At 49.2% G+C, this 25,302-nt stretch carries 24 protein-coding genes, 1 other RNA gene, 2 pseudogenes and 1 riboswitch; of the genes and pseudogenes, 13 read left to right on the top strand and 14 right to left on the bottom strand.

From position 1 onward, the window contains the following. Positions 1 to 98: 98 nt before the first annotated feature. Positions 99 to 4,310, bottom strand: coding sequence for a formate dehydrogenase subunit alpha (gene fdhF, locus G7083_RS10360; protein ID WP_166014698.1), 4,212 nt, complete (start codon positions 4,308 to 4,310; stop codon positions 99 to 101). A 317-nt stretch (positions 4,311 to 4,627) separates the two neighbouring features. Next, positions 4,628 to 4,734: riboswitch (TPP riboswitch) on the top strand. A gap of 98 nt (positions 4,735 to 4,832) precedes the next feature. Here fdhF and thiD point away from each other — a divergent pair. The 7 genes and pseudogenes from thiD to thiE all read left to right on the top strand — a co-directional run bounded on the left by thiD (position 4,833) and on the right by thiE (position 10,399). Next, positions 4,833 to 5,690, top strand: coding sequence for a bifunctional hydroxymethylpyrimidine kinase/phosphomethylpyrimidine kinase (thiD, locus tag G7083_RS10355; RefSeq protein ID WP_166014697.1), 858 nt, complete (start codon positions 4,833 to 4,835; stop codon positions 5,688 to 5,690). Further along, a complete protein-coding gene (locus G7083_RS10350; protein ID WP_166014696.1) occupies positions 5,680 to 6,438 on the top strand; it encodes an ABC transporter ATP-binding protein in 759 nt (252 codons plus the stop codon). The genes thiD and G7083_RS10350 overlap by 11 nt, the downstream gene beginning before the upstream one ends. A gap of 55 nt (positions 6,439 to 6,493) precedes the next feature. After that, positions 6,494 to 7,237 (top strand): annotated as a pseudogene (locus G7083_RS10345) (ABC transporter permease); the annotation flags it as partial. 17 nt (positions 7,238 to 7,254) lie between these two features. Further along, entirely contained in the window at positions 7,255 to 8,205 is a 951-nt protein-coding gene (locus G7083_RS10340; RefSeq protein ID WP_166014694.1) for an ABC transporter substrate-binding protein, read from the top strand. Between the two features lie 18 nt (positions 8,206 to 8,223). Further along, positions 8,224 to 8,895 (top strand): TenA family protein, encoded by a 672-nt coding sequence (locus G7083_RS10335; protein ID WP_166014693.1) that lies wholly within the window; start codon positions 8,224 to 8,226, stop codon positions 8,893 to 8,895. An 11-nt stretch (positions 8,896 to 8,906) separates the two neighbouring features. Next, on the top strand, positions 8,907 to 9,713 hold the full coding sequence (thiM, locus tag G7083_RS10330; RefSeq protein WP_166014692.1) for a hydroxyethylthiazole kinase: 807 nt from the start codon (positions 8,907 to 8,909) through the stop codon (positions 9,711 to 9,713). Between the two features lie 71 nt (positions 9,714 to 9,784). Continuing rightward, entirely contained in the window at positions 9,785 to 10,399 is a 615-nt protein-coding gene (gene thiE / locus G7083_RS10325) for a thiamine phosphate synthase (RefSeq protein WP_166014691.1), read from the top strand. Between the two features lie 33 nt (positions 10,400 to 10,432). Here thiE and G7083_RS10320 read toward each other — a convergent pair whose 3' ends face one another. Then, positions 10,433 to 11,344, bottom strand: a complete 912-nt coding sequence (locus tag G7083_RS10320) for an AraC family transcriptional regulator (RefSeq protein ID WP_166014690.1) — start codon at positions 11,342 to 11,344, stop codon at positions 10,433 to 10,435. A gap of 126 nt (positions 11,345 to 11,470) precedes the next feature. On the opposite strand from G7083_RS10320, the gene G7083_RS10315 reads away from it, so the two are divergent. Continuing rightward, positions 11,471 to 12,658 (top strand): MFS transporter, encoded by a 1,188-nt coding sequence (locus tag G7083_RS10315; RefSeq protein WP_166014689.1) that lies wholly within the window; start codon positions 11,471 to 11,473, stop codon positions 12,656 to 12,658. A 50-nt stretch (positions 12,659 to 12,708) separates the two neighbouring features. On the opposite strand, the pseudogene G7083_RS10310 reads toward G7083_RS10315, so the two are convergent. From G7083_RS10310 to G7083_RS10300, 3 genes and pseudogenes are all read right to left on the bottom strand, one after another. Further along, a pseudogene (locus G7083_RS10310) lies at positions 12,709 to 13,038 on the bottom strand (TnsA endonuclease N-terminal domain-containing protein); the annotation flags it as partial. Between the two features lie 169 nt (positions 13,039 to 13,207). After that, an RNA gene (gene ffs, locus G7083_RS10305) (signal recognition particle sRNA small type) lies at positions 13,208 to 13,304 on the bottom strand. Positions 13,305 to 13,443: 139 nt separating this feature from the next. Then, positions 13,444 to 14,184, bottom strand: coding sequence for a hypothetical protein (locus tag G7083_RS10300; RefSeq protein ID WP_166014688.1), 741 nt, complete (start codon positions 14,182 to 14,184; stop codon positions 13,444 to 13,446). Positions 14,185 to 14,233: 49 nt separating this feature from the next. Between G7083_RS10300 and G7083_RS10295 the strand changes: the two genes are divergently transcribed. After that, positions 14,234 to 14,536: an MGMT family protein gene (locus tag G7083_RS10295; RefSeq protein ID WP_166014687.1), complete on the top strand. Its 303-nt coding sequence runs from the start codon at positions 14,234 to 14,236 to the stop codon at positions 14,534 to 14,536. A gap of 125 nt (positions 14,537 to 14,661) precedes the next feature. Here the strand turns inward: G7083_RS10295 and G7083_RS10290 are convergent, their stop codons facing one another. Further along, positions 14,662 to 15,096, bottom strand: a complete 435-nt coding sequence (locus G7083_RS10290) for a YbaY family lipoprotein (RefSeq protein ID WP_166014686.1) — start codon at positions 15,094 to 15,096, stop codon at positions 14,662 to 14,664. A 149-nt stretch (positions 15,097 to 15,245) separates the two neighbouring features. On the opposite strand from G7083_RS10290, the gene tesB reads away from it, so the two are divergent. Next, entirely contained in the window at positions 15,246 to 16,106 is an 861-nt protein-coding gene (gene tesB / locus G7083_RS10285) for an acyl-CoA thioesterase II (RefSeq protein WP_166014685.1), read from the top strand. A gap of 10 nt (positions 16,107 to 16,116) precedes the next feature. On the opposite strand, the gene G7083_RS10280 is transcribed toward tesB, so the two are convergent. Continuing rightward, on the bottom strand, positions 16,117 to 16,575 hold the full coding sequence (locus tag G7083_RS10280; protein ID WP_166014684.1) for an Lrp/AsnC family transcriptional regulator: 459 nt from the start codon (positions 16,573 to 16,575) through the stop codon (positions 16,117 to 16,119). 121 nt (positions 16,576 to 16,696) lie between these two features. On the opposite strand from G7083_RS10280, the gene G7083_RS10275 reads away from it, so the two are divergent. Beyond that, positions 16,697 to 17,764, top strand: a complete 1,068-nt coding sequence (locus G7083_RS10275; RefSeq protein ID WP_166014683.1) for a PLP-dependent cysteine synthase family protein — start codon at positions 16,697 to 16,699, stop codon at positions 17,762 to 17,764. Positions 17,765 to 18,012: 248 nt separating this feature from the next. Here G7083_RS10275 and sohB read toward each other — a convergent pair whose 3' ends face one another. Further along, positions 18,013 to 19,074 carry a protease SohB gene (sohB, locus tag G7083_RS10270; protein ID WP_166014682.1) on the bottom strand — a complete coding sequence of 354 codons (1,062 nt, stop codon included), beginning with the start codon at positions 19,072 to 19,074 and terminating at the stop codon, positions 18,013 to 18,015. 158 nt (positions 19,075 to 19,232) lie between these two features. Here sohB and G7083_RS10265 point away from each other — a divergent pair, with 158 nt between their 5' ends. Further along, on the top strand, positions 19,233 to 19,976 hold the full coding sequence (locus tag G7083_RS10265) for a YciK family oxidoreductase (RefSeq protein WP_166014681.1): 744 nt from the start codon (positions 19,233 to 19,235) through the stop codon (positions 19,974 to 19,976). A gap of 119 nt (positions 19,977 to 20,095) precedes the next feature. Here G7083_RS10265 and G7083_RS10260 read toward each other — a convergent pair whose 3' ends face one another. Continuing rightward, positions 20,096 to 20,533 carry a YcgN family cysteine cluster protein gene (locus tag G7083_RS10260; protein ID WP_166014680.1) on the bottom strand — a complete coding sequence of 146 codons (438 nt, stop codon included), beginning with the start codon at positions 20,531 to 20,533 and terminating at the stop codon, positions 20,096 to 20,098. A gap of 172 nt (positions 20,534 to 20,705) precedes the next feature. Here G7083_RS10260 and G7083_RS10255 point away from each other — a divergent pair, with 172 nt between their 5' ends. Further along, positions 20,706 to 20,954 (top strand): YkgJ family cysteine cluster protein, encoded by a 249-nt coding sequence (locus tag G7083_RS10255; protein ID WP_166014679.1) that lies wholly within the window; start codon positions 20,706 to 20,708, stop codon positions 20,952 to 20,954. A 108-nt stretch (positions 20,955 to 21,062) separates the two neighbouring features. Here G7083_RS10255 and recR read toward each other — a convergent pair whose 3' ends face one another. From recR to G7083_RS10230, 5 genes are all read right to left on the bottom strand, one after another. After that, positions 21,063 to 21,665, bottom strand: coding sequence for a recombination mediator RecR (gene recR / locus G7083_RS10250; RefSeq protein WP_166014678.1), 603 nt, complete (start codon positions 21,663 to 21,665; stop codon positions 21,063 to 21,065). Between the two features lie 14 nt (positions 21,666 to 21,679). Further along, the gene (locus tag G7083_RS10245; RefSeq protein ID WP_166014677.1) at positions 21,680 to 22,009 is read right to left on the bottom strand and encodes a YbaB/EbfC family nucleoid-associated protein; all 330 of its coding nucleotides are present in this window, start codon (positions 22,007 to 22,009) and stop codon (positions 21,680 to 21,682) included. Positions 22,010 to 22,079: 70 nt separating this feature from the next. Then, positions 22,080 to 24,146 carry a DNA polymerase III subunit gamma/tau gene (dnaX, locus tag G7083_RS10240; RefSeq protein ID WP_166014676.1) on the bottom strand — a complete coding sequence of 689 codons (2,067 nt, stop codon included), beginning with the start codon at positions 24,144 to 24,146 and terminating at the stop codon, positions 22,080 to 22,082. An 18-nt stretch (positions 24,147 to 24,164) separates the two neighbouring features. Next, entirely contained in the window at positions 24,165 to 24,710 is a 546-nt protein-coding gene (gene apt, locus G7083_RS10235; RefSeq protein ID WP_166014675.1) for an adenine phosphoribosyltransferase, read from the bottom strand. 163 nt (positions 24,711 to 24,873) lie between these two features. Continuing rightward, positions 24,874 to 25,272: a YbaN family protein gene (locus G7083_RS10230; RefSeq protein WP_166014674.1), complete on the bottom strand. Its 399-nt coding sequence runs from the start codon at positions 25,270 to 25,272 to the stop codon at positions 24,874 to 24,876. Positions 25,273 to 25,302 lie beyond the last annotated feature (30 nt).

The following is a 25,302-nucleotide window of genomic DNA, read 5'->3' as shown; positions in this document are numbered from 1 at the left end:
TCTGCAACTCCACGCCGTTTGAGTATAGAACATAATGGTAATAATGCCCGCGCTACCACTCAGCATGAGATATTGACAACCGGAGATCATCGAGAGCGTCAAACACTACTGCCATTACTTGGCAAAGTCGGCAGTTTTTCGACTCGCACCGCAGCGACTTTGAACTCTGGGATCTTTGCATGCGGATCAGTAGCACTCGTGGTTAGGCGATTGACGGGTGATTCGACAAAATGGAATGGAATAAACACCACACCAGCTTGCATGCGTTTGGTGACAAAGGCGGCGATTTCAATTTCACCACGCCGGGTAGACACTTTGAGCATATCACCGTTGCCAATCCCAAGCGCCTCAGCATCTTGCACACTGATCATGGCACGTGGACCGGCCAGCTTGTTCAAACCGGGGGTTTTGCGCGTCATGGTGCCGGTATGAAATTGCTCTAACACTCGCCCAGTGGTCAGCACCAATGGAAACTCTTGATCCGGCAGTTCAGCGGCATAACGAAATGGGATCGCCTCCATCTGCCCTTTACCACGGGTAAATTGGGTTTGATGCATGATGCGTGTTCCGGCAGGATTATTTTTACTACTCGGCCACTGCACACCATCACGGGGAATGTTGTCCCAATGGAGTCCTGCATATTGTGGTGTGACCCGCGAGATTTCATTGGTAATGTCAGCCACCGAACGATAGTGCCAATCACTGCCCATCGCATTGGCGATGTCTTGAATAATGCGCCAATCCTCTTTCGCTTCACCCGGTGGATTAACCGCCGGATAAATACGCTGAACACGACGCTCAGTATTGGTGAAGTGACCGGATTTTTCAGCAAACGAATAGGAGGGCAACACAACATCCGCGTATTGTGCGGTTTCAGTAAGAAAAATATCTTGCACCACTAAGAAATCCAGCGCTTGTAAACCTGCAATCACATGTGCCTGATTAGGATCACTCAGTACCGGATTTTCCCCCATCACATACAAAGCGCGCACCTCACGGCGACACGCACTATCGATGATTTCGGTTAGGGTTAAACCAGGTTCAACCGAGAGATCCGGTGCATTCCATGCACTAGCAAATTTTTCGCGCACCAATGGGTTATACACTTTTTGATAGCCAGGGTAAGTATTGGGCAGCGCCCCCATATCACAAGCGCCCTGCACGTTAGACTGACCGCGTAATGGGTTGATACCTCCACCTTCTATCCCTATGTTGCCACACAGCAGTTGCAAATTAGCGATCGAGCGCACGTTATCATGGCCGGTGGTATGTTGGGTGATCCCCATCGAGTAATACACCGCGGTGCGCTTTGCAGTGCCTATCATTCGCGCCATCGCAAAGATATCGTCCGCTTTTACGCCCGTGACCAGCTCGACTTTATCTAAGGCATAAGCAGGCGACATCACCAATTGCAACATGGTATCAAAACCATCAACCCGCTCTTCAATATACTCGCTATCGTACCAACCATTTTTGATGATTTGCTGCATCACACCATTGATCAACATTACATCAGTCCCCGGACGATGCGCCAAATAAAGTTCGGCATGATCGGCCATCGCGATGCGTTTCGGATCCGCCACAATCAAGCGTGCACCATAATGACGAACCGCTTGTTTAATGTGAGAGGCGATCACCGGATGCGCCGCTGAAGTATCAGATCCAATAATAAAAATCACATCGGAATGTTTGATGCTAGGAATGTCATTGGTCATCGCGCCACTGCCGAGCGAGGCTTCTAATCCAGTGACGGTCGATGCGTGACAAAGCCTAGCACAGTGATCTACGTTATTGCTCCCCAACTCACGACGCATAAATTTTTGAAAGGCGTAGTTGTCCTCATTGGTGGTTTTCGCCGAAGAGAAACCAGCCAATGAGCGACCACCGAAATCTTGTTTGATAGTACGGAATTTACTCGCAATCAAGGTAATTGCTTCTGGCCAACTGGCCGGTTGCAACCGGCCATCTTTGCAGATCAGTGGGGTGGTGAGGCGCTCTTTGCTGGCGATAAAGTCAAAACCGTACCGGCCTTTCACACACAACATGCCTTGATTGACCGGCGAGTCTGCCCCTTCAATATAGCGAATGCGGTTTGCCACTTGATCGACGTGCATGGTCAACTTGCAACCGACACCGCAATAGGTACAAATGGTATCAACTTTGTGTAAGGCAGTTTCACGCCCTTGCGAGCGATCACGCGCATCGGTCATCGCCCCAACAGGGCACGCTTGTACACAAGCACCACATTGCACACAACGAGAATCGCCCATCATCACCCCTTGACCACCGAAATTCGGACGGCAATCAGGGCGCAGCACAGGACGACCATGTTCAAGCTGCATAAAGCTCAGCACGCCTTGCACAGATTGTTCACGACAGGCTTGAATACACTGTCCACAACGAATACAGCGGTTGGCGTCAAACACAATAAACTGTGAACTGCGGTCGACCATATATTTATGGCGCGGATCGCTGCGACGAAGTGCTTGCCATTGTTCATCACTGTTAATATTCACCGAATGGTCAAAGTGTTGCGCTGCACCATACTCTGTCGCGTAATCGCGCAAGTTGCACGCGGTATTGACTTGGCAGCCACACTCTAAGCAGCGCGCCGCTTCGGCCATCGCTTGGGTATGATCAAAACCGAGCTCTACCTCTGCAAAGCACTGTTCACGCTGTGCGGATGTGAGCTCTGGCATTATTGTGCGCGCCACTTTTTGAATATGGGCAAAATGGTGTGAGTCGACCTGCTGGAGCTTCTTCTCTTTACGTGAGTTAAAAGGCATCACAGGAATGTGGTCGATGCCACCTTCCAAATAACGGTCGATCGCCTGCGCAGCAAGGCGGCCATCGGCGACCGCTTCTACTGCGGTGGCCGGGCCACGCCGAAAATCGCCGAGGCAGAAAATATTGCCAATCCCGCTGTGCATGGTTTGTGGATTGACCTCGGCCGTATTCCAACGCGTGAGTGGAATGGTTAATGCTTCACCTTGCATAAAACTCAAATCCACCTGCTGAGAAACCGCGGCAATCACAGTATCAAACGATTCCGTAAAATATTCTCCCGTTGCTTCAGGACGACGACGCCCGGAGGTATCTGCGGCACCAAGGGCCATTTTTTCCAACTTGACCGCGCACACCCGCCCGTGCTCATCGGCGATATTTTCTAGCGGATTAGTTAAAACCAGAAACTTCACCCCTTCATGTTCAGCTTCTTCAATTTCATACTCTGCGGCCGGCATTTCAGAGCGAGTACGACGATAGATAAGAGTGGTGTCAGCCCCGGTTCGCACTGCGGTACGGGCACAATCAATCGCGGTATTGCCGCCGCCAATCACCGCGACTTTCTTGCCGGTGATAAAGCGCGGCTCAGTGACAAAGTCTTTCAGATAATCCACCCCCAAATAGCAACCGGCCAGATCGCTCCCCGGATAGTGCATAGCCACGGCTTGTGAAGCTCCGATTGCCAGACATAGCGCATCATAATCCACACTTAATTGCGATAAGGTGATGTCGCGGCCAAGTTTTTGATTGGTATGGATCATCATACCGTTACGGCACATTAATTCGATCTCTTGATCCAGAATGCTTTTCGGTAACCGGTATTCTGGAATGCCATAACGCAGCCATCCACCCGCTTGCGGCATCGCTTCAAACACATCCACTTGATAGCCTTCGTTAGTGAGGTAATAACCAGCGGTTAAGCCGCCTGGGCCACTACCGACAATCGCGATGCGCTTGGCTTTTTCCGCTTTTTTCTCGGGTGTATAGGCTTGTTGTGCAGCAAGATCGGCATCCGCGGCATGGCGCTTTAATTGACGAATGGCAAGCGGATCGTCGACCAGCGCTCGGCGACACTCAGATTCACAAAACGCAGGGCAGACCCGACCAATCGACAAGGGCATCGGCAAGGTGCGTTTGATAACTTCAATCGCTTTTTGCTGGTCGTTTTGCGACAGATGATAAAGATAAGATTGAATATCGACACCGGCGGGACACGCCGTTTTACACGGCGCTTCACAGTCGGCATAGTGGTCACTCATAATCCGGTTAAGTGCCTGTTTACGCTGGAGTGAAAGGGCGGCAGATTGGGTTTTTACGCTGAGGCCATTGTAAACTTCAAGCTCACAAGCGCGGTGAATACCGCCACTTTCCACTTCAACCACACACAAACCACAGGCCATTTTTTCTGCCGAGCGATTCAGGCCACACAGCGATGGGATCTCGACCCTACACACTTTAGCGGCTTGCAGTACGGTTTGCCCTGCCTCAACGATACGATATTTACCATCTATAACAATTTGGATCATACGTTACCCCTTAGGCCTGCGGATGGCACCAGATTTTGTGCCGCCAACTGTAAGCGAGTGACTTTACATCAAGCCATTGTTCCGCCATCTGAGCGACTTATTATCATTTCCCATAATAAAGCTAGGGGAATGTTGCGTGTAACATCATACTCAACCGCGATAGCTTTCTTAAGGAAATATCCTGCATTGTGTGAAGCGGATATAAGCAAAATGCTTGGACACTGCGGAGTATTGACACCGACCACCACTCATCCTCCTTATCGCTCACATCCACTCAAAAAACGTATCGCTTGCTTAAACGTCCTGTTATCATCCTTGGCAAATAGTCGGGGGCCACGTGATAAACGTCGGCTGAGATCGAAATTCGAGACCCGTTGAACCTGATTCAGTTCGTACTGACGTAGGGAACTATAAAAACTTTACCTTGCGCCTTATTTCTCAGGCACGCTACAGCCGATCCGAAACGGGATCCGCTCTTAGCCGGCAAAGTCAGTTCCTATACGTCTTGCTATAGGAGCGACCATGGCAGCACCATCACCGTTTTGTTCTCACCAGATCCGATCCTCAACCATTCCTATTGTATTAACCATCGCCGGCTCAGACAGTGGTGGCGGGGCGGGCATTCAAGCCGACATAAAAGCCATCTCGGCAACGGGCAGTTTTGCATGCTCAGTCATTACCGCCGTTACCTCACAAAATACCCAAGGCGTGTCAGCCATTTTTCCAATCCCAATCGAACATGTAGCCAGTCAACTCGATGCTGTTTTTAGCGATCTCAATATCGTGGCGGTAAAAATCGGTATGCTGGCGGATGCCAATATCATCAAAGTGGTGGCGCATAAAATTCAACAATACCAACCCAAATATCTAGTGATTGACCCGGTTATGGTTGCCACCAGCGGTGATCTCTTACTGGAGCAATCCGCGATCAGCACATTGAAGCAATTACTCATCCCACTTGCAGACATCATCACCCCCAATCTTGTTGAGGGTGCGACATTAACCGGCAAATCAGTACCCGAATCCGAAGCAGAAATGCAGGCGATGATGGATGATCTTCGCGCGCTTGGCGCTAACGCCGTGTTGTTAAAAGGCGGTCATCTACAGAAGGATCAAAATAGCAATGATCTGCTGATCACGTCAGAGGGTGCCGAACTGCTCAGGGCACAACGTTACCCCACCAACAACACTCATGGTACAGGCTGCACTCTTTCTGCAGCGATGGCCTCTTATCTTGCACAAGGCCATCACCTTAGCCATGCGGTTCATCTCGCTAAGCACTACATCTCTCAAGCGATCGCTCATGCCGATGAGCTGGAAGTGGGTCAAGGTCACGGCCCGGTACACCACTTCTTTGCAGGGCACCACGATGTGCGCTAAAGCAATGGGGATTGAGCTTAGTGATGCCAGTCTGAGATACCAAGACAGCCAGACGGCGACATTAGCAACCATCAACATGACCATTCCTGCTGGTCAGTGGACGGTGTTATTGGGACGCAGCGGCTGCGGAAAAACCACGCTGTTACGCTATCTGGCTGGCTTGTTAGATGAGCAAGCAGTTTGGCAAGGTAAGCTAACAACCAGCGACGGATTACCGCTGCGCGAGCGGATCGCCTATATGGCACAACAGGATTTGTTGTTGCCGTGGCTCAATGTCTTGGATAACGTTCGCTTAAGTGCGCGCTTTTCTGGCTCGCACTCCAATCCCGCAGCGGAAAAGCAACCAGCAATTCACTTGCTCGAACAAGTTGGCTTAGCGGACTATGCCGACGCCAAACCTGCCCAGCTTTCAGGAGGAATGCGGCAACGGGTGGCACTAGCCCGCACTCTGATGCAAGACAAGCCACTGGTTTTGATGGATGAGCCGTTCTCGGCACTCGATGCCGTAACCCGGCATAAGTTGCAAACCTTATCTGCCACGCTACTCAAAAATAAAACGGTGGTGCTGATCACTCATGATCCACAAGAAGCGGTGCGGCTGGCTGATCAGTTATATGTACTGCAAGGCTCCCCCGCCCAAGCTCAGCGTCTGCCGCTACCCGACACTCGCCCTCCTCGCTTGTTTGATGGTGCCTGCGCCACCTTACAGCAAACGATCCTAGATCAGTTGGAGCAAGATTATGCGTGATATCACTCAAGACTCCGCGGCCTCGCTATCGATCACTCACCGACAACCGGTCAGCAATCCAATCTTACGCTTAGTGATCACAACCGCAGTCATCTTAGGCCTGTGGCAACTGATAGTCATGACCTTCAATATACCGAGCTTTATTGTGCCAGCACCGCAGGATGTGTTGCAGCGGCTACTCTCTCGCTACCCCGTGTTACTCGCACACACTTGGGTCACCGCACAGGAAATCTTGCTCGGTCTAGGGCTTGGTTTGTCTATGGGTTTGCTGTTTGCACTACAAATGTTGCTGTACGAACCACTAAAACGTTGGCTACTGCCGCTACTGATCGCCAGCCAAGCCATTCCGGTGTTTGCCATCGCGCCCATTCTGATGCTGTGGCTTGGCTATGGGATTGCCTCCAAAGTGGTGATGGCGGCGATCATCATCTTTTTCCCTGTGACCACCTGCTGTTATGACGGTTTACGCAATACCCCAACCGGATACCTCGATCTGGCGAAAACCATGGGCGCTTCGAAATGGCAACTACTGTGGCACATTCAATTACCAGCAGCACTACCCACCTTGGCCTCTGGTATTCGGGTTGCGGTGGTGATCGCTCCTATCGGTGCGGTCGTCGGAGAGTGGGTTGGATCCAGTGCTGGCTTGGGTTATCTGATGCTGCAAGCCAACGCACGGATGATGATCGATGAGATGTTTGCCGCGCTGTTTATCCTTGCCGTGCTCTCTATCGCACTCTATTTCATCACGGACAGATTATTGAAAAAAGCCATACCTTGGCAACAGCAATCAAGATAACGTAAAGGATCACCCTTATGAACAGAAACAAACTTATTCGCGCGACCGCTCTACTGGCATCGCTTATCGCCACTCACGCCCTTGCGGCACAAAAAGAGCTAACGTTGATGTTAGATTGGTTCGTGAACCCCAATCACGGCCCGATCATTGTTGCTCAGCAGCTTGGCTACTTCAAAGAGCAAGGTTTGAAAGTCAATATTCAAGAGCCAGCCGATCCCAGTATGCCGCCTAAGCTGGTCGCTGCAGGTAAAATGGATCTGGCGATATCATACCAGCCAAACCTGATCATAGATGTGGCCGCCGGACTGCCACTGATCCGCTCCGCGACACTGATCGCGACACCGCTGAATACCATGATGGTGCTAGACAACGGCAAGCATGACAGCCTTACCGATCTCAAAGGCAAGAAAATTGGGATTACAATCGCAGGTAATGAAGAAGCAACCATCGGCACTATGCTGGCCCAAGCAAATATCAAGCTGTCGGAAGTACAAATCATCAATGTCGGCTGGGCGCTCTCTTCATCTTTAGCCTCAGGCAAAGTGGATGCGATTTGGGGGGGACTGCGCAACTTCGAAATAAACCAACTCGCGTTAGAAGGTTACCAAGCCAAAGCGTTCTTCCCTGAAGAATATGGCGTTCCGGCATATGATGAACTGGTGTTTGTCGCCAATGCCAAAACCTACGATAAGCAAGCGATCACAGCCTTCAACAAAGCGCTTGAACGAGCCACCATGCACATCATCAACCATCCGCAATCCTCTTGGGCCACCTTTGTCGCTTACTCGCCAGATACGCTCAACAACCCACTCAATCAACGCGCTTGGAATGATACCTTGACCCGTTTCGCGCTTCGTCCATCCGCGATTGATCTAAAACGCTATGACGATTATGCCGAGTTCATGTACTCGCAAAACATCATTGCAACACGCCCACAAGCGAAAGATTACCTACCTAATTTTGACTGAGCCCGAGGTTATCCCCTTATGCAATCCCAAGATTTAATCAACGCATGCCGTCAAGATTGGCAGCAATATACCGAACACCTTTTCGTACAACAATTAGCACAAGCAACACTGGCTCAGCCCTGTTTTCTGCACTATCTCAAACAGGATTTCTTATTTCTCAAACAATATGCTCGCGCTTACGCGTTAGCGATTTATAAAGCTCGCACATTGCATGACATGCGCCGGGCATTGCCGAGTGTTCAGGCGCTGCTAGAGTCAGAAATTGCTCATCACGTCACTTACTGTGCGCAGTGGGGACTAACCGAGTCCGATCTGGAACATGAACCGGAAGATGTTGGCACCGTCGCCTATACGCGCTATGTGTTGGATGCGGGCATGAGCGGTGATTTGCTTGACCTGTACACGGCATTAGCCCCTTGCTCTATCGGTTATGCGACTATCGGCAAAATGCTGATCAACGATAACAACACCGTCATCGCCGGTAATCCTTACGCAAGTTGGATCACTCTCTATGGTGGAGCAGAGTTCCAGTCTGGGGTTGAAAAAGGCACGCAACACTTTAACCAGCTATTAGCTGAAATCGACCTCAATAGCCAACGCGGTCAAAATCTGATTGAGGTATTCAAAACCGCAACACGCATGGAAGTGGCTTTCTGGCAACAAGGCTTGAACGCTAAACAAGGCAAATAGGGAAAATCGACATGTTAATTGAACAAATCACTCAAACGTTAAACGCAGTGCGCCAACAAAAACCACTGGTGGTTAACATTACTAACTACGTGGTGATGAACAACACGGCCAACGCTCTGCTGGCGATCGGTGCATCGCCAATCATGGCCCATTCACAACAAGAAATGACAGAAATGATCGCCTTGGCTGGGGCACTGGTGATCAACATTGGCACGCTCGATAGTGTTTGGACACCACGCATGTGGTTCGCGGTACAGCAAGCGAATGCCCAGCATAAAGTCGTCGTGCTTGATCCTGTCGGCTGCGGCGCTAGCGGCTTGAGAACTGAAACCTCCCGCCAGATTGCGCGCTTGGCGGATCGACTGATCATTCGTGGTAACGCCTCAGAAATTATTGCGCTCGCCGGTCAGCCAGCACAAAGTAAAGGAGTGGATGCCCTAGACTCTAGTGATGCAGCCTTAGGCGCCGCTCAATTTCTCGTCGCGAGCTACGGCGCAAACGTGGTCATTTCCGGCGAGACCGATTACATCGTCACCCCATCTCGCATCGTAAGCCTACACAATGGCCATCCGATGATGCCATACGTCACCGGAATGGGTTGCACCCTAACCGCACTCACGGGTGCCTTTGCCGCAGTGGGCGATCACACCGGTTTGGCTGCCGCCGCAGTGCTGGGCGTAGCCGGTGAAATCGCAGCAGAACAAGCGCGTGGACCCGGCAGCTTACAATTCACTTTACTTGACGAGTTATATCGACTTGATGACCAAACATTAACCAAGCGACTCAAGCTACAGGTCATTGAAAATTCGATTGATTAACCCAAAAAAAACGAGCCAATGAACAGAATGCCCCAACTCATCACAAAGGTTGGTGGCAGTGAGGAAACCCCATGAATGCCTATCGTCTGTATTTAGTCACCGATGACCAACAAGATTTAGCCACACTCAAGCGGGTGGTCAGCAAAGCGGTACAAGGAGGGGTCACTATGGTGCAAGTTCGAGAAAAACATGGTGATGTCCGTGCTTTTATTACGCGAGCCCTCGCGGTAAAAGAGATCCTCCAAGGCACCAATGTCCCGATGATCATCAACGACCGAGTGGATGTCGCACTCGCCGTCAATGCTGATGGCGTACATCTCGGTCAATCGGACATGCCAGCGCACATCGCACGTCAACTGATTGGCCCCAATAAAATCCTAGGTTTATCAATTGAAAATGAACAACAACTTGCAGAAGCCGACGCCCTGCCGATTGATTACATCGGCTTAAGCGCCATCTATGCCACACCAAGCAAAACCAATACTAAAAAGCACTGGGGGATCAATGGATTGAAGATGGCGCTCAACACAACCTCCCTCCCCATCGTCGCGATCGGTGGCATCAACCAAACCAACATTCCAGATCTCACGGCAACCGGAGTACACGGTTTAGCACTGCTATCAGCCATCTGTCATGCAGACGATCCAAAAGCAGCGTGTAAATATTTGCTGAGTTTAATGAAATGAGGAGAGACTGAACGATGTTACTGATGGCCTCTGCTACCAGAGGGTGATGCTAGCCAGAACTTGTGTGCGATATTGCTTCGGACTCACACCATAACTCTGACGGAATTTTTTCGCAAAATAGGCTGGGCAACTAAAACCGACACTATGTGCTATTTCTGTCACCTTGCTTGATGAATCACTTAGCATTCCTGCTGCAGAGCGTAAGCGGTAACTCATCAAGTAACCATTTGGCGTGCAATTGAGAGTCTGCTTGAACATACGATAGCACTCACTCTCACTAATATTTGCAGCAGCGCTGATGTCTGCAACCGAGATACTTTCAGCATAATGCGATTGAATAAACTGCATCACATTTTGTACCCGTCTTTCGTTTCCAGAACCTTTCTCTCCCTCACTTAAAAGATGAGATTCATTACGACAAAGGAGCATCCAGCATTGCATCAAACTGGCGGTCATTATCATCTCATAGCCAATACCTGATGATTCCCACGCACTAAAACCATTGCGAAGCTGAGCGATCGCTTCTGCTTGCCACGATTGTTGTGACTTGAATTGATAAAACAGAAAACTGCGATTACTGACGATAGGTTTGACGTATTTCGTATACAAAAGGCTAGCAGGATCGCCGCCAAACAAACGAGGCTTGAACAATACATTCAATATTCGACAATCCTCAGTTCCTACATCAGTAAAGCGATGCAATATTCCTGAGTTTATCAAGACCATCTCGCCCTGTTTGAGTACCGTTGAATGTCTAATACACTCTAGTTTTTTCTCGCCTTTCGCGACGAAAACGACTTCTACCTCATCATGCCAATGCCATGGCACTTCACCGTTTAGAAAATGCGAAAACAACTCATCGTAAGAGGCACATGGGAAAGACGCATCACCATGCGTGGTTAACTCCTGCCCGTGATTATCTGTCTTTATGTCATAAACCTGCATTTTCTAATCTCGATAGAATCGTCATATAAGTTGGAAGTATATCCATAGCTTTGACTATGTTGTGAGAGTATATTCCCACAAAACAAATAAACCACTAGCGATAGCTAACTACTAGAAATCAACGTCATGTTATTACTCACCATTATCTATCTCGCCTTTATCAGTCTTGGCTTACCAGATGCGGTTTTAGGCTCAGCTTGGCCGACCATCAGCCAAGATCTTAATACTTCTATCGAACACGCGGGTGCTATCTCACTCATAGTGAGCGCGGGTACGGTTCTCTCGAGCCTATTGGCTGCACGTATTACCTTTTATTTTGGTACAGGAAAGGTGCTCACATTTAGTGTGTTAGCAACGGCCTTCGCTTTATTTGGTTTTACTTTATCGAATTACATCTTAAGTATGGCGCTGTTAGCCATTCCTCTTGGACTTGGTGCTGGTGCGGTTGACGCCGCGTTAAACAATTTTGTTGCGCTCAACTATAAATCTAAACACATGAATTACCTCCACTCTTTTTGGGGCGTAGGCGCAACGGCTGGGCCATTCATCATGGCAAGTTATCTGGCTGTGGATCAAGGGTGGCGTGATGGCTACCTAACACTCTCTATTATTCAGTTTACCTTGGTGGTTGCATTATTCGCGACACTGCCACTTTGGAAGAGAATGGCTCAAGAAGAGACTCAGGACTCTGAAGAGCGAGACCAAATGCCAATCAGCAACCGAGAAGCATTGCGTATTCCGCGAGTAAAGGCGCAGCTTTTCTTATACTTTTGCTACTGTTCATTAGAAGCGGGAACAGGCCTTTGGGCTGCAAGTTACCTTACAGCAGAAAATGGACTGTCTGCCTCTAACGCAGCCTTTTGGACTGCGATGTTCTTCCTGGGTATCACTGCAGGTCGATTCGTTTGTGGTTTGATTGCAGAACGATTCAAAGAAGAGAGCATGGTGCGTGTTGGGATCCTGTTGATCGTCGCTGGCGTCGTGGGGCTATTGCTACCTATCTCTGCATTAGTTTCGCAATTAAGCCTGATATTAATCGGCCTAGGCTGTGCTCCGGTTTACCCGAACACGCTTCACTTAACGCCTAAGCGTTTTAGTAAACGTGCATCACAGGCAATCATTGGTCTTTCTATGGCGACGGCTTACGTGGGAATCACCGTTATACCTCCAGCAATGGGGATTGTATTTGGTCATCTCTCTTTTAGCCTGCTACCAGTTATTTTATTCATTCTTAGCGTCTCGATGTTAATCGCAAGTGAGACCCTACGCCGCTCCGAACAAACGCCAGAGCTCGAATTCCAAGAGGAACATTGAAATTACTAACCTAATCTCCAAAGCCAGCTTGAGTCAGATGCTCCTGCTCAAGTTGGCCCCCTGATTTGCTTCTCAGTAACGAGAACTAACCGTCTGTTGAACTCACTCAACGCTACTCTCTGCTTTTCTTCAAAGCGCTCCCTAAAATCAGGTTTAAGAATCTGGTTAGAGTGTTTGATCTCGAAGAATGTTGATTGCTCATTGTGGCCTATTGCTAAAAAGTCACGAGTATATCGGCACTTACGGTTATTGAATTGATAGTGGAAACCAAAAGGTTGAGAGGTAAAACTTTTGATATTTGGGTGGTATTCGAGGTGAAAACAGAAATCGAACTCCAGAATGGAGAGAGTGCGAACAACAGCATCATTCTTCAAGTTCATGAACTTACAGAGGTTGTGTCCGAGAGATGATTACTTCGTCTGATCAAACATCGCCAACTCACTTTGTTGTAAACCGACAACAAAACGTAGTCTATGCAGACTTATAGTGCAAATTTGCGAAATATTCTGCAATTTATGCGAACTTATTTTGCAAACATCAGATGGGCGGAGGCCCCAGCCACATCCCGGCACACACGTCATCCGCTATGGCTGCTTCCTTCCGGATCTGACCAGGTTCACGAACTAGTGTTGCGGGAGGACCAGGGCCCCCATCGATTTGAGTTTGGATTGTCTCCAAAGCAGGGCGATTATTAAACATCGACTTAACCAATGCAAGCGATAATACTGATTTCGATCGATAGACCAACCTAAGCGAGCAGCATTTCACCAGTTACTGACCTTTTGCTACGGCTGAGGTGCTTGCTCAGTGCTTTTTAACACATAATCGGTTATCCATGCCGTCGCTAAGATTGATATCCATAGCACGAAAACGGGCTTGGGGATTTCAATACTTGGTGAGAGCACTAACGTAGCAAAGCTGACACAAGGCAAACTCCACCCCAATAAATGGCTCCAATTGATCACAGAGGCAGATTTGGAGAGTAACGGCTCACCCGCGGCCAACATGCCGGTGAGCAGCAAAGCGATGGCGACGGCATCAAATTGCTCCGCAACCCACAGTGGCACCAGCAAGCCTAACGCCCACCAATGATGAGAAGGGCTTGGTTGCCAACCGCGTGCCACCCACCATGTCAGCATCACCAGCAATAATTGCCCTAGAGTAATCAGCGGTGAACCTTCCAGTTTGCCGGCAGATTGAGTTACCATGATGCCAACGTATAAGGTGATTGCCATCCATGCGCATACCGCGACCACTCGCCAATTGCTGCGCGCAGAAAAGACCACCATCAATAACGGGATCACTACCCATTGACTCACCGATAAAGCGACGGGTTGCAATGGCAAAGTGGCGGCAAAAGCCCCCAGCGTGACTAGCAATACTAGGCTAGAAAAGCGTAAGGTTAACCATAAACTCGGGATCAAAAAGGCGATGATGGGGATCTCTCCGTCACTCACTCCCACCACATGTGCCGCAGCCATTGAACATAAGGCAGCGCTCAAAAATTGTAAGGTAGACAATAACATGCCAACTCCCTATACCTATCCTTGGTAAATCATTGCGGGCTTTTGCATTATGGACCTATTTTTACAACAGATCTTTGTCGTGATTCACCAAATTCCGTTTGATCAGGTAGCAACTTATGGTGCGGTGGCGAAAATGGCCGGTTATCCGGGTTATGCCCGTCAAGTCGGTAAAGCGCTCAGTCAGCTACCGGCCGATAGCCAACTACCGTGGTATCGGGTGATCAATAGCCAAGGAAAAATATCACTATCAGGAGAAGATTTCGTTCGCCAACAGCAACATCTATTGGCAGAAGGCGTCGAGGTGAGTCCTACGGGGAAAATATCGTTACACCACCATCAGTGGCAACCTTAATCCACTATAGCAACCTTAACCAAGCGGGTGGAAACCACAAGGGCAGCGCCAATACCGCTGCCCTATCTTGCTGTCCTTGCATTGACTCAATGACGCAGGGTCATCACGCTAGCTCAGTGATCCTTTTACGGTTGACTATGAACGCCGACCAACATCATATCCACTTGCTTAGTCGCATCCGCATCGGTGATCACCGCATAGTGACTATCGCTAATAAAACGTAGCGTACCATCAAGCTCAATTCGCGCGCTGACACTGTAACGGTGGCTCGGATTGATCTTACTGCGGTCATAACTCAAATTAAACGCCAGTGGTATCTGCGCCCCATTGGTAATAAAATTTTGTTTGGCAATTACCGTTGCTGGAGCATCGGCCAATGAGACATCTTGTAGGTAAACCGTCACCAGCGCATTATCGGGCAGTGCAATTCGCTCACGATAAGCGACAGTGCCCGTGATGGATTGTATTTTATCTTGCTCCTGACTGGATTCACTCAATTGACATCCACTGAGCAGCCCCGTCGACAGCACCGAGAACAGAACCAAAAAAACCTTTTTCATAAAGCCTCACTACACTGGAAAAATATCGAATTGGCAAACCAGCAAATTATATGCCATTGCGATATTTGTGTCATTGCGCGGCGAGATGATTGACAAATATCTGACTCGCATCCCAAGATCAGCGAAATAGACAAAAAGGATCGTAAATAATGAGTAAACCGTTAGATGAGCTGCTAAAACTGCTGCAATTGGAAAAGCTAGAAGAGGGATTATATCGCGGCGCGAGTGAGCACATAGGGTTGCCGCAAGTGTACGGTGGTCAAGTGATCGGTCAAGCACTCTCTGCCGCTCGCTACACGGTGGAACCAGACCGTACTGTACACTCTTTCCACAGCTATTTTTTGTATCCGGGCGATCCTGAAAAACCGATCATTTACGATGTAGAAAACCTGCGCGATGGTAAAAGTTTTAGTACCCGCCGGGTCAAAGCGATTCAAAATGGGCGGCCAATTTTCTACTTAACCGCCTCTTATCATGGCGAAGCGCCGGGATTTGAGCATCAAAAAAGCATGCCGCAAGTAGCAGGACCGGAAAACTTTGCCTCTGAAACTGAATTAGCCGCGCAGATTGCTCAATTCCTACCAGAAAAACTGCAAAAAACCTTGTGTGGCGAAAAACCGATTGAAATACGCCCAGTGACCGTGGTCAATCCGCTCAAACCACAAAAAATTGAACCCAAACAGTATTTGTGGATCCGTGCCAACGGCAATCTGCCACAGGATCAACTAATTCACCAATACCTACTCGGTTATGCTTCAGATTGGGGATTTCTCACCACGGCATTACATCCGCATGGCGTTTCCTTGCTGACCCCTAAATTCCAAGTTGCGACTATCGATCACTCGATCTGGTTTCATCGCCCATTCAAAATGGACGATTGGTTACTGTATGCGATCGAAAGTCCAACTGCCAGCAATACACGCGGCTTAGTGCGTGGAGAAATCTATGATCGGCAAGGCAATTTGATCGCAACTGCGGTGCAAGAAGGCGTGATGCGCTTTTTGAACTAAAACACGCTCTTTATAACGGTAATTGTGTAGTGTATTTGAGTGACTCCATCGCAAAAGTCGAGGTCACTTTGTTCAGACCTTCAATGCTATTGACCAGTTTTTTATAAAACTGGTCAAAACAAGCCATATCTTTGACCAAAACCTTCATCATATAGTCGTATTCACCGGCCATACGATAAAACTCCATCACCTCGGGAAATTCCTCCACCACACTGACAAAGCGGCAATACCATGCGTGAGAATGGTTATTGGTGGTCACCATCACAAAAGCGGTAAACGCAAGATCAAGCGCATTTGCATCGAGCAGTGCGACGCGCTCCCGGATCACCCCACTCTCTTGCATTTTTTTTAAACGTTTCCAACAAGGTGTCGTGGTTAAATTCACAGTCTGGGCTAACTCATTGAGCGATATGGTGCAATTTTGTTGCAAAATCGCCAAGATTTGCCGATCAACTGGATCCAGTAACATAGTAACCTCGATGTAGAGAGAAAATTTTTCTCCAAAACTACAAAAATACAGCAAAAATGGCAAAGTTTTTCTCAGTGTGACTGGTTACACTGAATCAGTCATTCAACAAGGAAACGTCGTTATGTGTACTGACCATCAGTGGATCAATAGTGCGATCCGCAAAATAGAAGCCGACTATCAACGCTCTGCCGATACCCATTTAATCAAACTTGATCTGCCTTGCGTCGCTGGGATCGATATCTATTTGAAAGATGAAAGTACCCACCCCACCGGTTCTCTCAAACATCGCTTAGCCCGTTCACTGTTTTTGTATGCCTTATGTAACGGCTGGATTGGGCCACAAACTACGATTATTGAATCCTCTTCCGGCAGCACGGCCGTTTCCGAAGCCTACTTTGCTCGCCTGCTTGGCCTGCCCTTTATTGCGGTGATGCCTAAATGCACTGCACGCAAAAAAATCGAACAAATTCAATTTTATGGTGGCAAAGCACACCTTGTAGATCGTTCGGATCAGATTTACGCCGAATCTCATCGCCTCGCCCAACAGCTGCAAGGCCATTATATGGATCAGTTCACTTACGCTGAACGAGCCACCGATTGGCGCGGCAACAGCAATATCGCGGAGAGTATTTTCAGCCAGATGCAATTAGAGCAACACCCAGTGCCGAGTTGGATTGTGATGAGCCCAGGGACTGGCGGCACTTCGGCCACCATCGGACGCTTTATTCGCTACCAGCAACACAACACCAAACTGTGCGTGGTTGACCCACAAAACTCGGTATTTTATGACTACTACCACACTCGCAATCCTGACTTGACTGGTGAGTGTGGCAGCAAAATTGAAGGGATTGGCCGCCCAAGAGTTGAGCCGAGCTTTATTGCTGATGTGGTGGATGAGATGCGCCAAGTCGCCGATGCGGCCAGCATTGCCACCATTTATTGGTTGGAGAACATTCTTGGCCGTAAGGCTGGAGCCTCAACCGGCACCAATCTGTATGGCGCGCTACAACTGGCGTGTGAAATGAAGCGGCGTGGCGAGCAAGGTTCGATTGTCACTCTGTTATGCGATAGCGGTGAACGCTATCTGGATACCTATTACAACCCAGAGTGGGTCAAAAACCATATTGGCGATTTGAGCGAGTACATGCACAAATTGGAGACTTTCTCCGCCACCGGCTGTTTAGATTAAGCAACCCTCACCTCATCAAATACAAAAACGCGCTTAGAATTCACGCTAAGCGCGTTGGACTGGTGAGAGCGCTGACTAGCAAACACCCTTCCTACTTGAAGCTGCAGCGGTTGGCGACGTTCGTTCACCCCAATCACATAGTTTGTCTATGCTCATGGGGACTCACTCACTTGCCGCCTACCTGCAACTCCAAGTTGTTTGGGTATATACCTAGGACGTGATACCTATGATCGTTATACCTATGATCGTTATACCAAGGGACGTTGACCTCGGCTGATCAGTTTGAGTAGCACGTTGTCAGCCGCCTCTCCTGCCACACCAGCTAATTTATCGGCCAGCTTTTTCTTCTGCACATAATGCAGTTGCAATACCTTTTTGGTTTTGCACGCGGCACTGATCAAATCATCCGACGTTTGAATGTCATCGACTAATCCCAGTGCTTTGGCTTGCGTGCCAAACCAGTGTTCACCAGTGGCAACTTGATTCAGATCCAGCGCTGGACGGCGCTCGGCGATAAAGTCTTTAAACAGTTGATGCGTTTCTTCCAACTCTTGTTTGAATTTATCCCGTGCTTTATCGGTATTTTCTCCAAACATGGTTAGGGTGCGTTTGTATTCGCCCGCAGTCAGTTGCTCAAACTCGATATCATTTTTCTTCAGTAGCTTATGGAAGTTTGGCAACTGAGCCACCACCCCAATCGAGCCGACAATCGCAAATGGCGCACTGACAATTTTATCGGCGATACAGGCCATCATATAACCGCCACTGGCCGCCACTTTATCCACCGCAATGGTCAGTGGTAAGCCAGCCGCTTTAATGCGATCCAGTTGTGATGATGCCAAACCGTAACCATGTACCATACCACCACCGGTTTCCAAGCGCAGTAGTACTTCATCGCCACTTTCGGCAACCGCTAAAATCGCGCTCACCTCTTCACGCAGCGAAGCCACTTCTTTGGCATCAATGCTGCCATGAAAATCGAGCACAAACAGATGCGAGTCACGTTTGCTTGCTAGATCGCCTTGTTTAGCCGCTTGCTTAAGCGATTTTTCACGACTTTTCTGCTCCGCTTTCTCTTTCTTCTTATCCGCTTTATCACGCGCTTTTAAAAACGCTTCGTCATGCAGATAAGCTTCTAAATGCTCAACCGTGTGTTTATATTGCTCGGTCAGATCGGTGATTTCCAACTCCCCTTTGGCACCACCACTGCGTGCACCGAGTGATTTTACGATCACGAGCAGCGCCACCAATCCGACTAACACCGTCACTATCTTGGCCAAAAACAGGCCATACTCTAACAAAAACGCCAAGTGATTCATCCTTCTTGAATACGAATTGGTGTATTGTAACCACCTTGTCACGCAGACTTAAAGCAAATCCTCTTCCAACGCAACCAACCTTGGATTTTTGACGCGCCTTAGACAGAGTTTGCCAGCAGGAAGAGCTAAACAATAATAAGGAATAAGACGTGAATTATTCAGTTTCAACAGCCGCTTTGAAAGAGAAAGTGATTTTAGTCACCGGAGCCAGCGATGGCATCGGCAAACAAGCAGCATTAAGCTTTGCCGCACATGGGGCGACGGTGATCCTACTCGGCCGTAATGTTGAAAAGCTCGCACAGGCTTATGATGCGATTGAAGCGGCCGGCTACCCAACCCCAGTGATAATGCCTTTGGATATGCAAGGCACCAGCAAACAAAACTATTTGGATATGGCCGACAGCATTGCCGAGCAGTTTGGCCGTTTAGATGGTGTGCTACACAATGCGGGGTTACTCGGCACGTTAGGCCCATTTGAACAAATTAGTGAAGCCTGTTTTGATCAAGTGATGCAAGTCAACGTCAAAGCACAGTTGCTGATGACCCAAGCGTTACTGCCACTGCTGCATCAATCCAGCGATGCTCGAATTGTGTTTACCAGCTCAACAGTCGGGCATAGTGGGCGCGCTTACTGGGGCAGCTACGCCATGTCAAAATTCGCCACCGAAGGCATGATGCAAATTTTGGCCGATGAACTGAGCGAAACAACCATTCGCGTCAACGCGATTAATCCAGGGGGAACCCGCACCGCGATGCGTGCCAAAGCCTACCCGGCAGAGGATGCTGAGCAGTTAAAAACTCCGCTCGATATAATGCCGCTCTATCTGTATTTAATGGCTCCTGAAGGGCGCGCGGTGCATGGTCAATGCATTGATGCGCAACCAAAGAAATAACGCGGTTTATCCCCTTCCGACTTGAAGTTGCAGCGATGTTGGCTTTCGCAGGAAGACAAACGCCTTGCAAGTAGCAAGGCGTTTGGGTTCTCTAACATCACCATTGATGAGCAAAGCGCTTAATCTCGGCTCATCAGCACAATATGATCTTCCCAATCAATCACATCCACTTCATACACCACTTTCCCGCGTACACTTTCATCCGCGGCATGCATCGCATCTTTCGAGCCAGTTAACAGCGGGTGCCACTCAGGTAGCGTTTGACCACTGCCCAACAACCGGTAAGCACAAGTCTCAGGCAACCAGATAAATTCGGCAATTTTGTCACGGGTCAGTTTTAAACACTCTTCGCCAGAGCTAAAACGATTAGGGTAATCTTTACAGCTACAAGTTTGACTGTTAAGCCAGCTACACGCCACATTGGTGTAGTAGATTTCATCGGTATCTTCATCCATCAGTTTGTGCAGGCAGCATTTGCCACAACCATCGCACAGCGATTCCCATTCAGCTTCGGTCATTTGGTCTAAAGTTTTGCTGTGCCAGAAGGGTGTACTCATTGCAGTGTCTTACGCTTAATCGATTGGGGCTCGATTTATACTCTTTGCGCAGCCAAAGTGCAACAAAAGAGCAACTCAGTGCATCCTAGCAAGCTTTCGGTTAGCCTAGCTTTCCGTTAACCACGCTTTCTGTTAGCATGGCCGCCCATTTTTCCCGTGTAAAGAGAGCATGATGGATTGTCGATTAGGCTGCGGAGCGTGTTGTATCGCACCGAGTATTTCCTCCCCGATCCCGGGCATGCCACACGGCAAACCGGCTGGGGTGCGCTGCATTCAGCTCAATGAGGATAATTTGTGCAAGCTATTTGGCCACCCTGAGCGCCCAAAAGTGTGCCACGCTTTCAAAGCCTGCCCTGTCGTTTGTGGAAAAACTAATCAGCAAGCCCTCGCCAATTTAACCGAGCTTGAGCAATTAACTTAAGCATAACGTGGATTCCGCTACGCGACTTCGCCTCCAAACACAGAGAAAAGACAAGCACAGATAAAAGAATGCCGCTCATCGAGCGGCATTGTAATTTTTGAGGCTGAGTTAAAACAGTTTGTGACGGCCCAACAGCGAATGCGATAAGGTCGTGCCATCCACCAACTCAAGTTCGCCGCCCACGGGAACACCATGTGCAATGCGACTTGCGGTGACTTGATGCTCACGACACAACTCGGCAATGTATTGCGCGGTCGCCTCACCTTCCACGGTTGGATTGGTAGCTAAGATCACTTCACTGATGTCGCTGCGTTGTAAGCGATAATCGAGTGTATCGAGGCCGATGTCGCTCGGCCCAATTCCATCCAGTGGCGACAGATGGCCCATCAACACAAAATAGCGACCAGAAAACTGACCGGTGGCCTCTAGCGCGGCAATATCCGCCGGACTTTCCACCACACATAACTGACCATTTTCTTTACGCTTAGGATTGCTGCAAATATGACAAACATCCTGCTCAGTAAAGGTGCGGCACTCCTGACAATGGTCAATTTCCACCATCGCCTGACTGAGTGCCTCAGCCAGTTGTAAGCCGCCTTTACGATCGCGCTGCAACAGATGAAATGCCATGCGCTGCGCCGATTTAGGACCAACGCCCGGCAAGCAACGCAAGGTTTCCATCAAATGTTCCAGCATATGACTGGTACGCATAAAGTTCGCTCAGATCAGAATGGCATTTTCATGCCCGGTGGCAATTGCATTCCACCAGTCACCGAGGCCATTCTCTCTTTTTGTGTCTCTTCGATACGACGAGCCGCGTCATTAAATGCCGCTGCAATCAAATCTTCCAACATCTCTTTATCGTCTTCCATCAGACTTTCATCGATGTTAACCCGGCGTACATTGTGACTACCAGTGACGGTCACTTTAACAAGACCAGCACCAGATTCACCGGTGACTTCCATGTTCGCAATCTCTTCTTGCAGCTTTTGCATACGTTCTTGCATTTGTTGGGCTTGCTTCATCAGGTTGCCCATTCCGCCTTTACCAAACATGTTTATCTCTCTGGTTATGGTTAAATGTTTTACATAAAGTGGGGGTGAGACACTTGGGTTTCAACCCCGGTTAAATGGGTTGTACGCTATCACTATCCAACTGCGCATTAAAACGACGCTCAATAAATTGGACATGTGGATCCGTTTGTAAGTTGTGCAGCGCTGCGCTGCGCTTATTGAGATAGAGCCGCTCACGCAGTTCAAGCGGCGTTTCGCCACTTTCACCAATTGAGATGTGCAAATGGCAAGCCTCACCAAGTACTTGATGCAACGCCTGCTCTAACTCTTGCTGTGCTTTGTCATGTTGCAAATGCGCATGACTAGGACGCAGGGTTAGGGCTATCTGATCGCCTTGACGGCTAAACGCTGAATTGAGTGCTAACTGCTCGACCAATTTGGCGGTAGCTAGCTGCTGGATCAATGCAGACCAAGCATCTTGCGCCACGGCCTCTTCAATCAACTTGGCCGCCATGGCTGGCGTTTTCTCATACTCTAGCGCTTTTTTCAATTGCGTAGGAGTGACCTCGCTTTTCACCACCATCTCGACTGGCTGCATCGGACGCCATTGATAGATTTCCTCTTCCGGCTCCAACTCATCGTCATCACTGTCAGGGGGCGACACCGGCACTTGCTGCGCGCGCAGCGCAATACGCTCTAGCGCGGAAGCGGGAGGTGCGGATGCCGCATCAGACTTTTTTGCATCTGACCCTTTATTTTGTACCTCTTGACGCTTAGAGCGCAGCTGATGACGTAGCCCAGCTAAAGCGGGCATGCTCGCTGGAGTTGGCGTATCGGTATGGGTGACCACAGAGTCTGGTGTGCTGTGTGGCTGCTCTTCGCGCTGAGCGAGCGAAGCAGCTCTTTCCAGCACAGGTTCAGCAGCCATTATCGGCGGAGCTACAGAATGCGGCATCGTTTGTGATGCGGGTTGTGCCACGCTAGGCTGCACAACCGATGGTGCTTGCGGTGCAGGCGTGGGCATTTGAGGCTCAGCGACCGCTGAAGCCATCATTGATGTATTGGGCGGCGCAATCACGCTCGCCAAAGAGACATTCGATGGACGAAACGCCAGCATACGCAGCAGCAGCATTTCAATCCCAATCCGCGCGCTCGGAGCGAGCGGCAGATCTTGCCGCCCTTTTAACGCAATTTGGTAGTAGAGCTGCACATCTTGTGGTGTTAACGCTTTGGCCAGCGACTCAATCCGCGCCACCTCAGGCAGTGATTTATCTAACGTAGCTGGCAAAGCTTGGTACATCGCAATCCGATGCAATTGGCTCGCCAGTTGCTGCAACAGACCATCCCACTCCACGCCATTTTGGGCGAGCGTTTCGATGCAATCCATGACCGCTTGCGGCGTTTGCAAGCTGATGGCTTGCAGGAGATGCAGCGCTTGGTCGGTATCTAATGTACCGAGCATATGCGCCACGAGGTCACTTCTCACCAGCCCATTACCCAGCGCAATCGCTTGGTCAGTGAGACTCAAAGCGTCACGCATACTACCATCCGCAGCGTGAGCGAGTAGCTTGAGCGCTTTGTGATCACAAGTGATCTGTTCCGCTTGTAACACTTTATCCAGTTGCTGCTGAATATTTTCCACACTGATTGGCTTTAGATGGAACTGTAAGCAGCGGGATAAAATGGTGACCGGCAATTTTTGCGGATCTGTGGTCGCCAGCAAAAACTTCACGTACTCCGGTGGCTCTTCGAGTGTTTTCAGCAACGCATTAAAACTGTGGCGTGACAGCATATGCACTTCGTCGATCAGGTAAACCTTGAAGCGGCCACGCGCCGGTTTGTACTGCACGTTATCAAGCAGTTCACGCGTATCTTCCACTTTGGTACGCGATGCGGCATCAATCTCTAACAGATCAACAAAGCGCCCCTGATCAATCTCTTGGCAAGTGGCGCACTGGCCACATGGCGTCGCGGTGATACCAGTCTCGCAGTTGAGCCCTTTCGCAAATAGGCGACCAATCGTGGTCTTACCCACACCTCGCGTACCACTAAATAGATACGCATGGTGCAAACGATTTTGCGCCAAAGCGTTCTCTAAAGCGGTTAAAACATGGGCTTGCCCAACCACTTCATTAAAGCGTGTCGGACGCCATTTGCGTGCTAAAGCCAGATAACTCATTGCAATATCCGTTGTCGGTTAGTGACCTTCAAATTCACAGATGCTGTAAACCTGCAAGCCTAACCCTTCAAGACGCTTATCACCACCAATTTCTGGTAGGTTGATAACGAAAGCCGCGTGTTGCACTTCACCACCTAATTGACGGATCAGTTTGGTCGTTGCTTCAATGGTGCCACCGGTCGCGAGCAGATCATCAACCACTAACACTTTGTCACCTGCTTGAATCGCATCGACATGAATTTCTAGCGTATCAGTGCCATATTCCAAATCATAAGATTGAGCAATGGTCGCGCGCGGTAATTTGCCCGGTTTGCGCACAGGAACAAAACCAACGCCCAGCTCTAATGCTAACGGTGCGCCAAACAGAAAACCACGCGCTTCGGTACCCACGACCTTGGTAAAGCCCATCGCTTGGTATTTATCGACCAACAGTTGAATGGTGGCTTGATAAGCGGTGGCATCTTCCAGCAGGCTCGTGACATCACGAAATAAAATGCCTGGTTTTGGATAGTCTGGAATACTTTTAATGCTGGATTTGATCAGTGCAAGAGTTTCAGTTGTCATAATTACTTTTAGCTTTAGTGGCTTAGTCACCTAAATGATCAACAAATAAGTGAGAACAAAACAATTTCAGTGCCGTTAGATCCCTTTTACTTAGCGTAATCAGGGCGATACAGCACAGAAAAAACAAAGCCCACTCGAACAGTGGGCACACTTCTCGCTAATGCTAGTGATTTTCTTGTTGCTTAGCAACCAGCTCATAAGTCGGTAGGCGAATAAACCAAGTGATCAAAAGCACAAGCCCAATCAACAGTGCGATTTTAAGCCACCACCAAGGCACCATCCAAATCGACCAAGCAAAGCTGATCAGCATAAAAAATATTGCACGCTTTTTGGTCGTGTGGCTGACCGCGCCATATTGTTGCCAATGTTGGATCAGCGGTCCAAAGCTAGGGTGCCGCACCAACCATTGATGTACACGAGGATGACTGCGCAAAAAACAGGCACTCGCGAGCAGAATAAACGGTGTGGTCGGTAATATCGGAACAAAAATGCCGACGATTCCTAGGCATAGACTGGTTATGCCAATCACCGTAAATAACCAGCGTTGTAGAAATGTGTACATTAAAAACTCGCGTAACCATTGACGATCCGA

It is taken from the genome of Vibrio sp. HDW18, assembly GCF_011306175.1.
GTDB lineage: Bacteria > Pseudomonadota > Gammaproteobacteria > Enterobacterales > Vibrionaceae > Vibrio > Vibrio chanodichtyis.
This window is presented reverse-complemented; position numbering and strand designations above follow the sequence as displayed.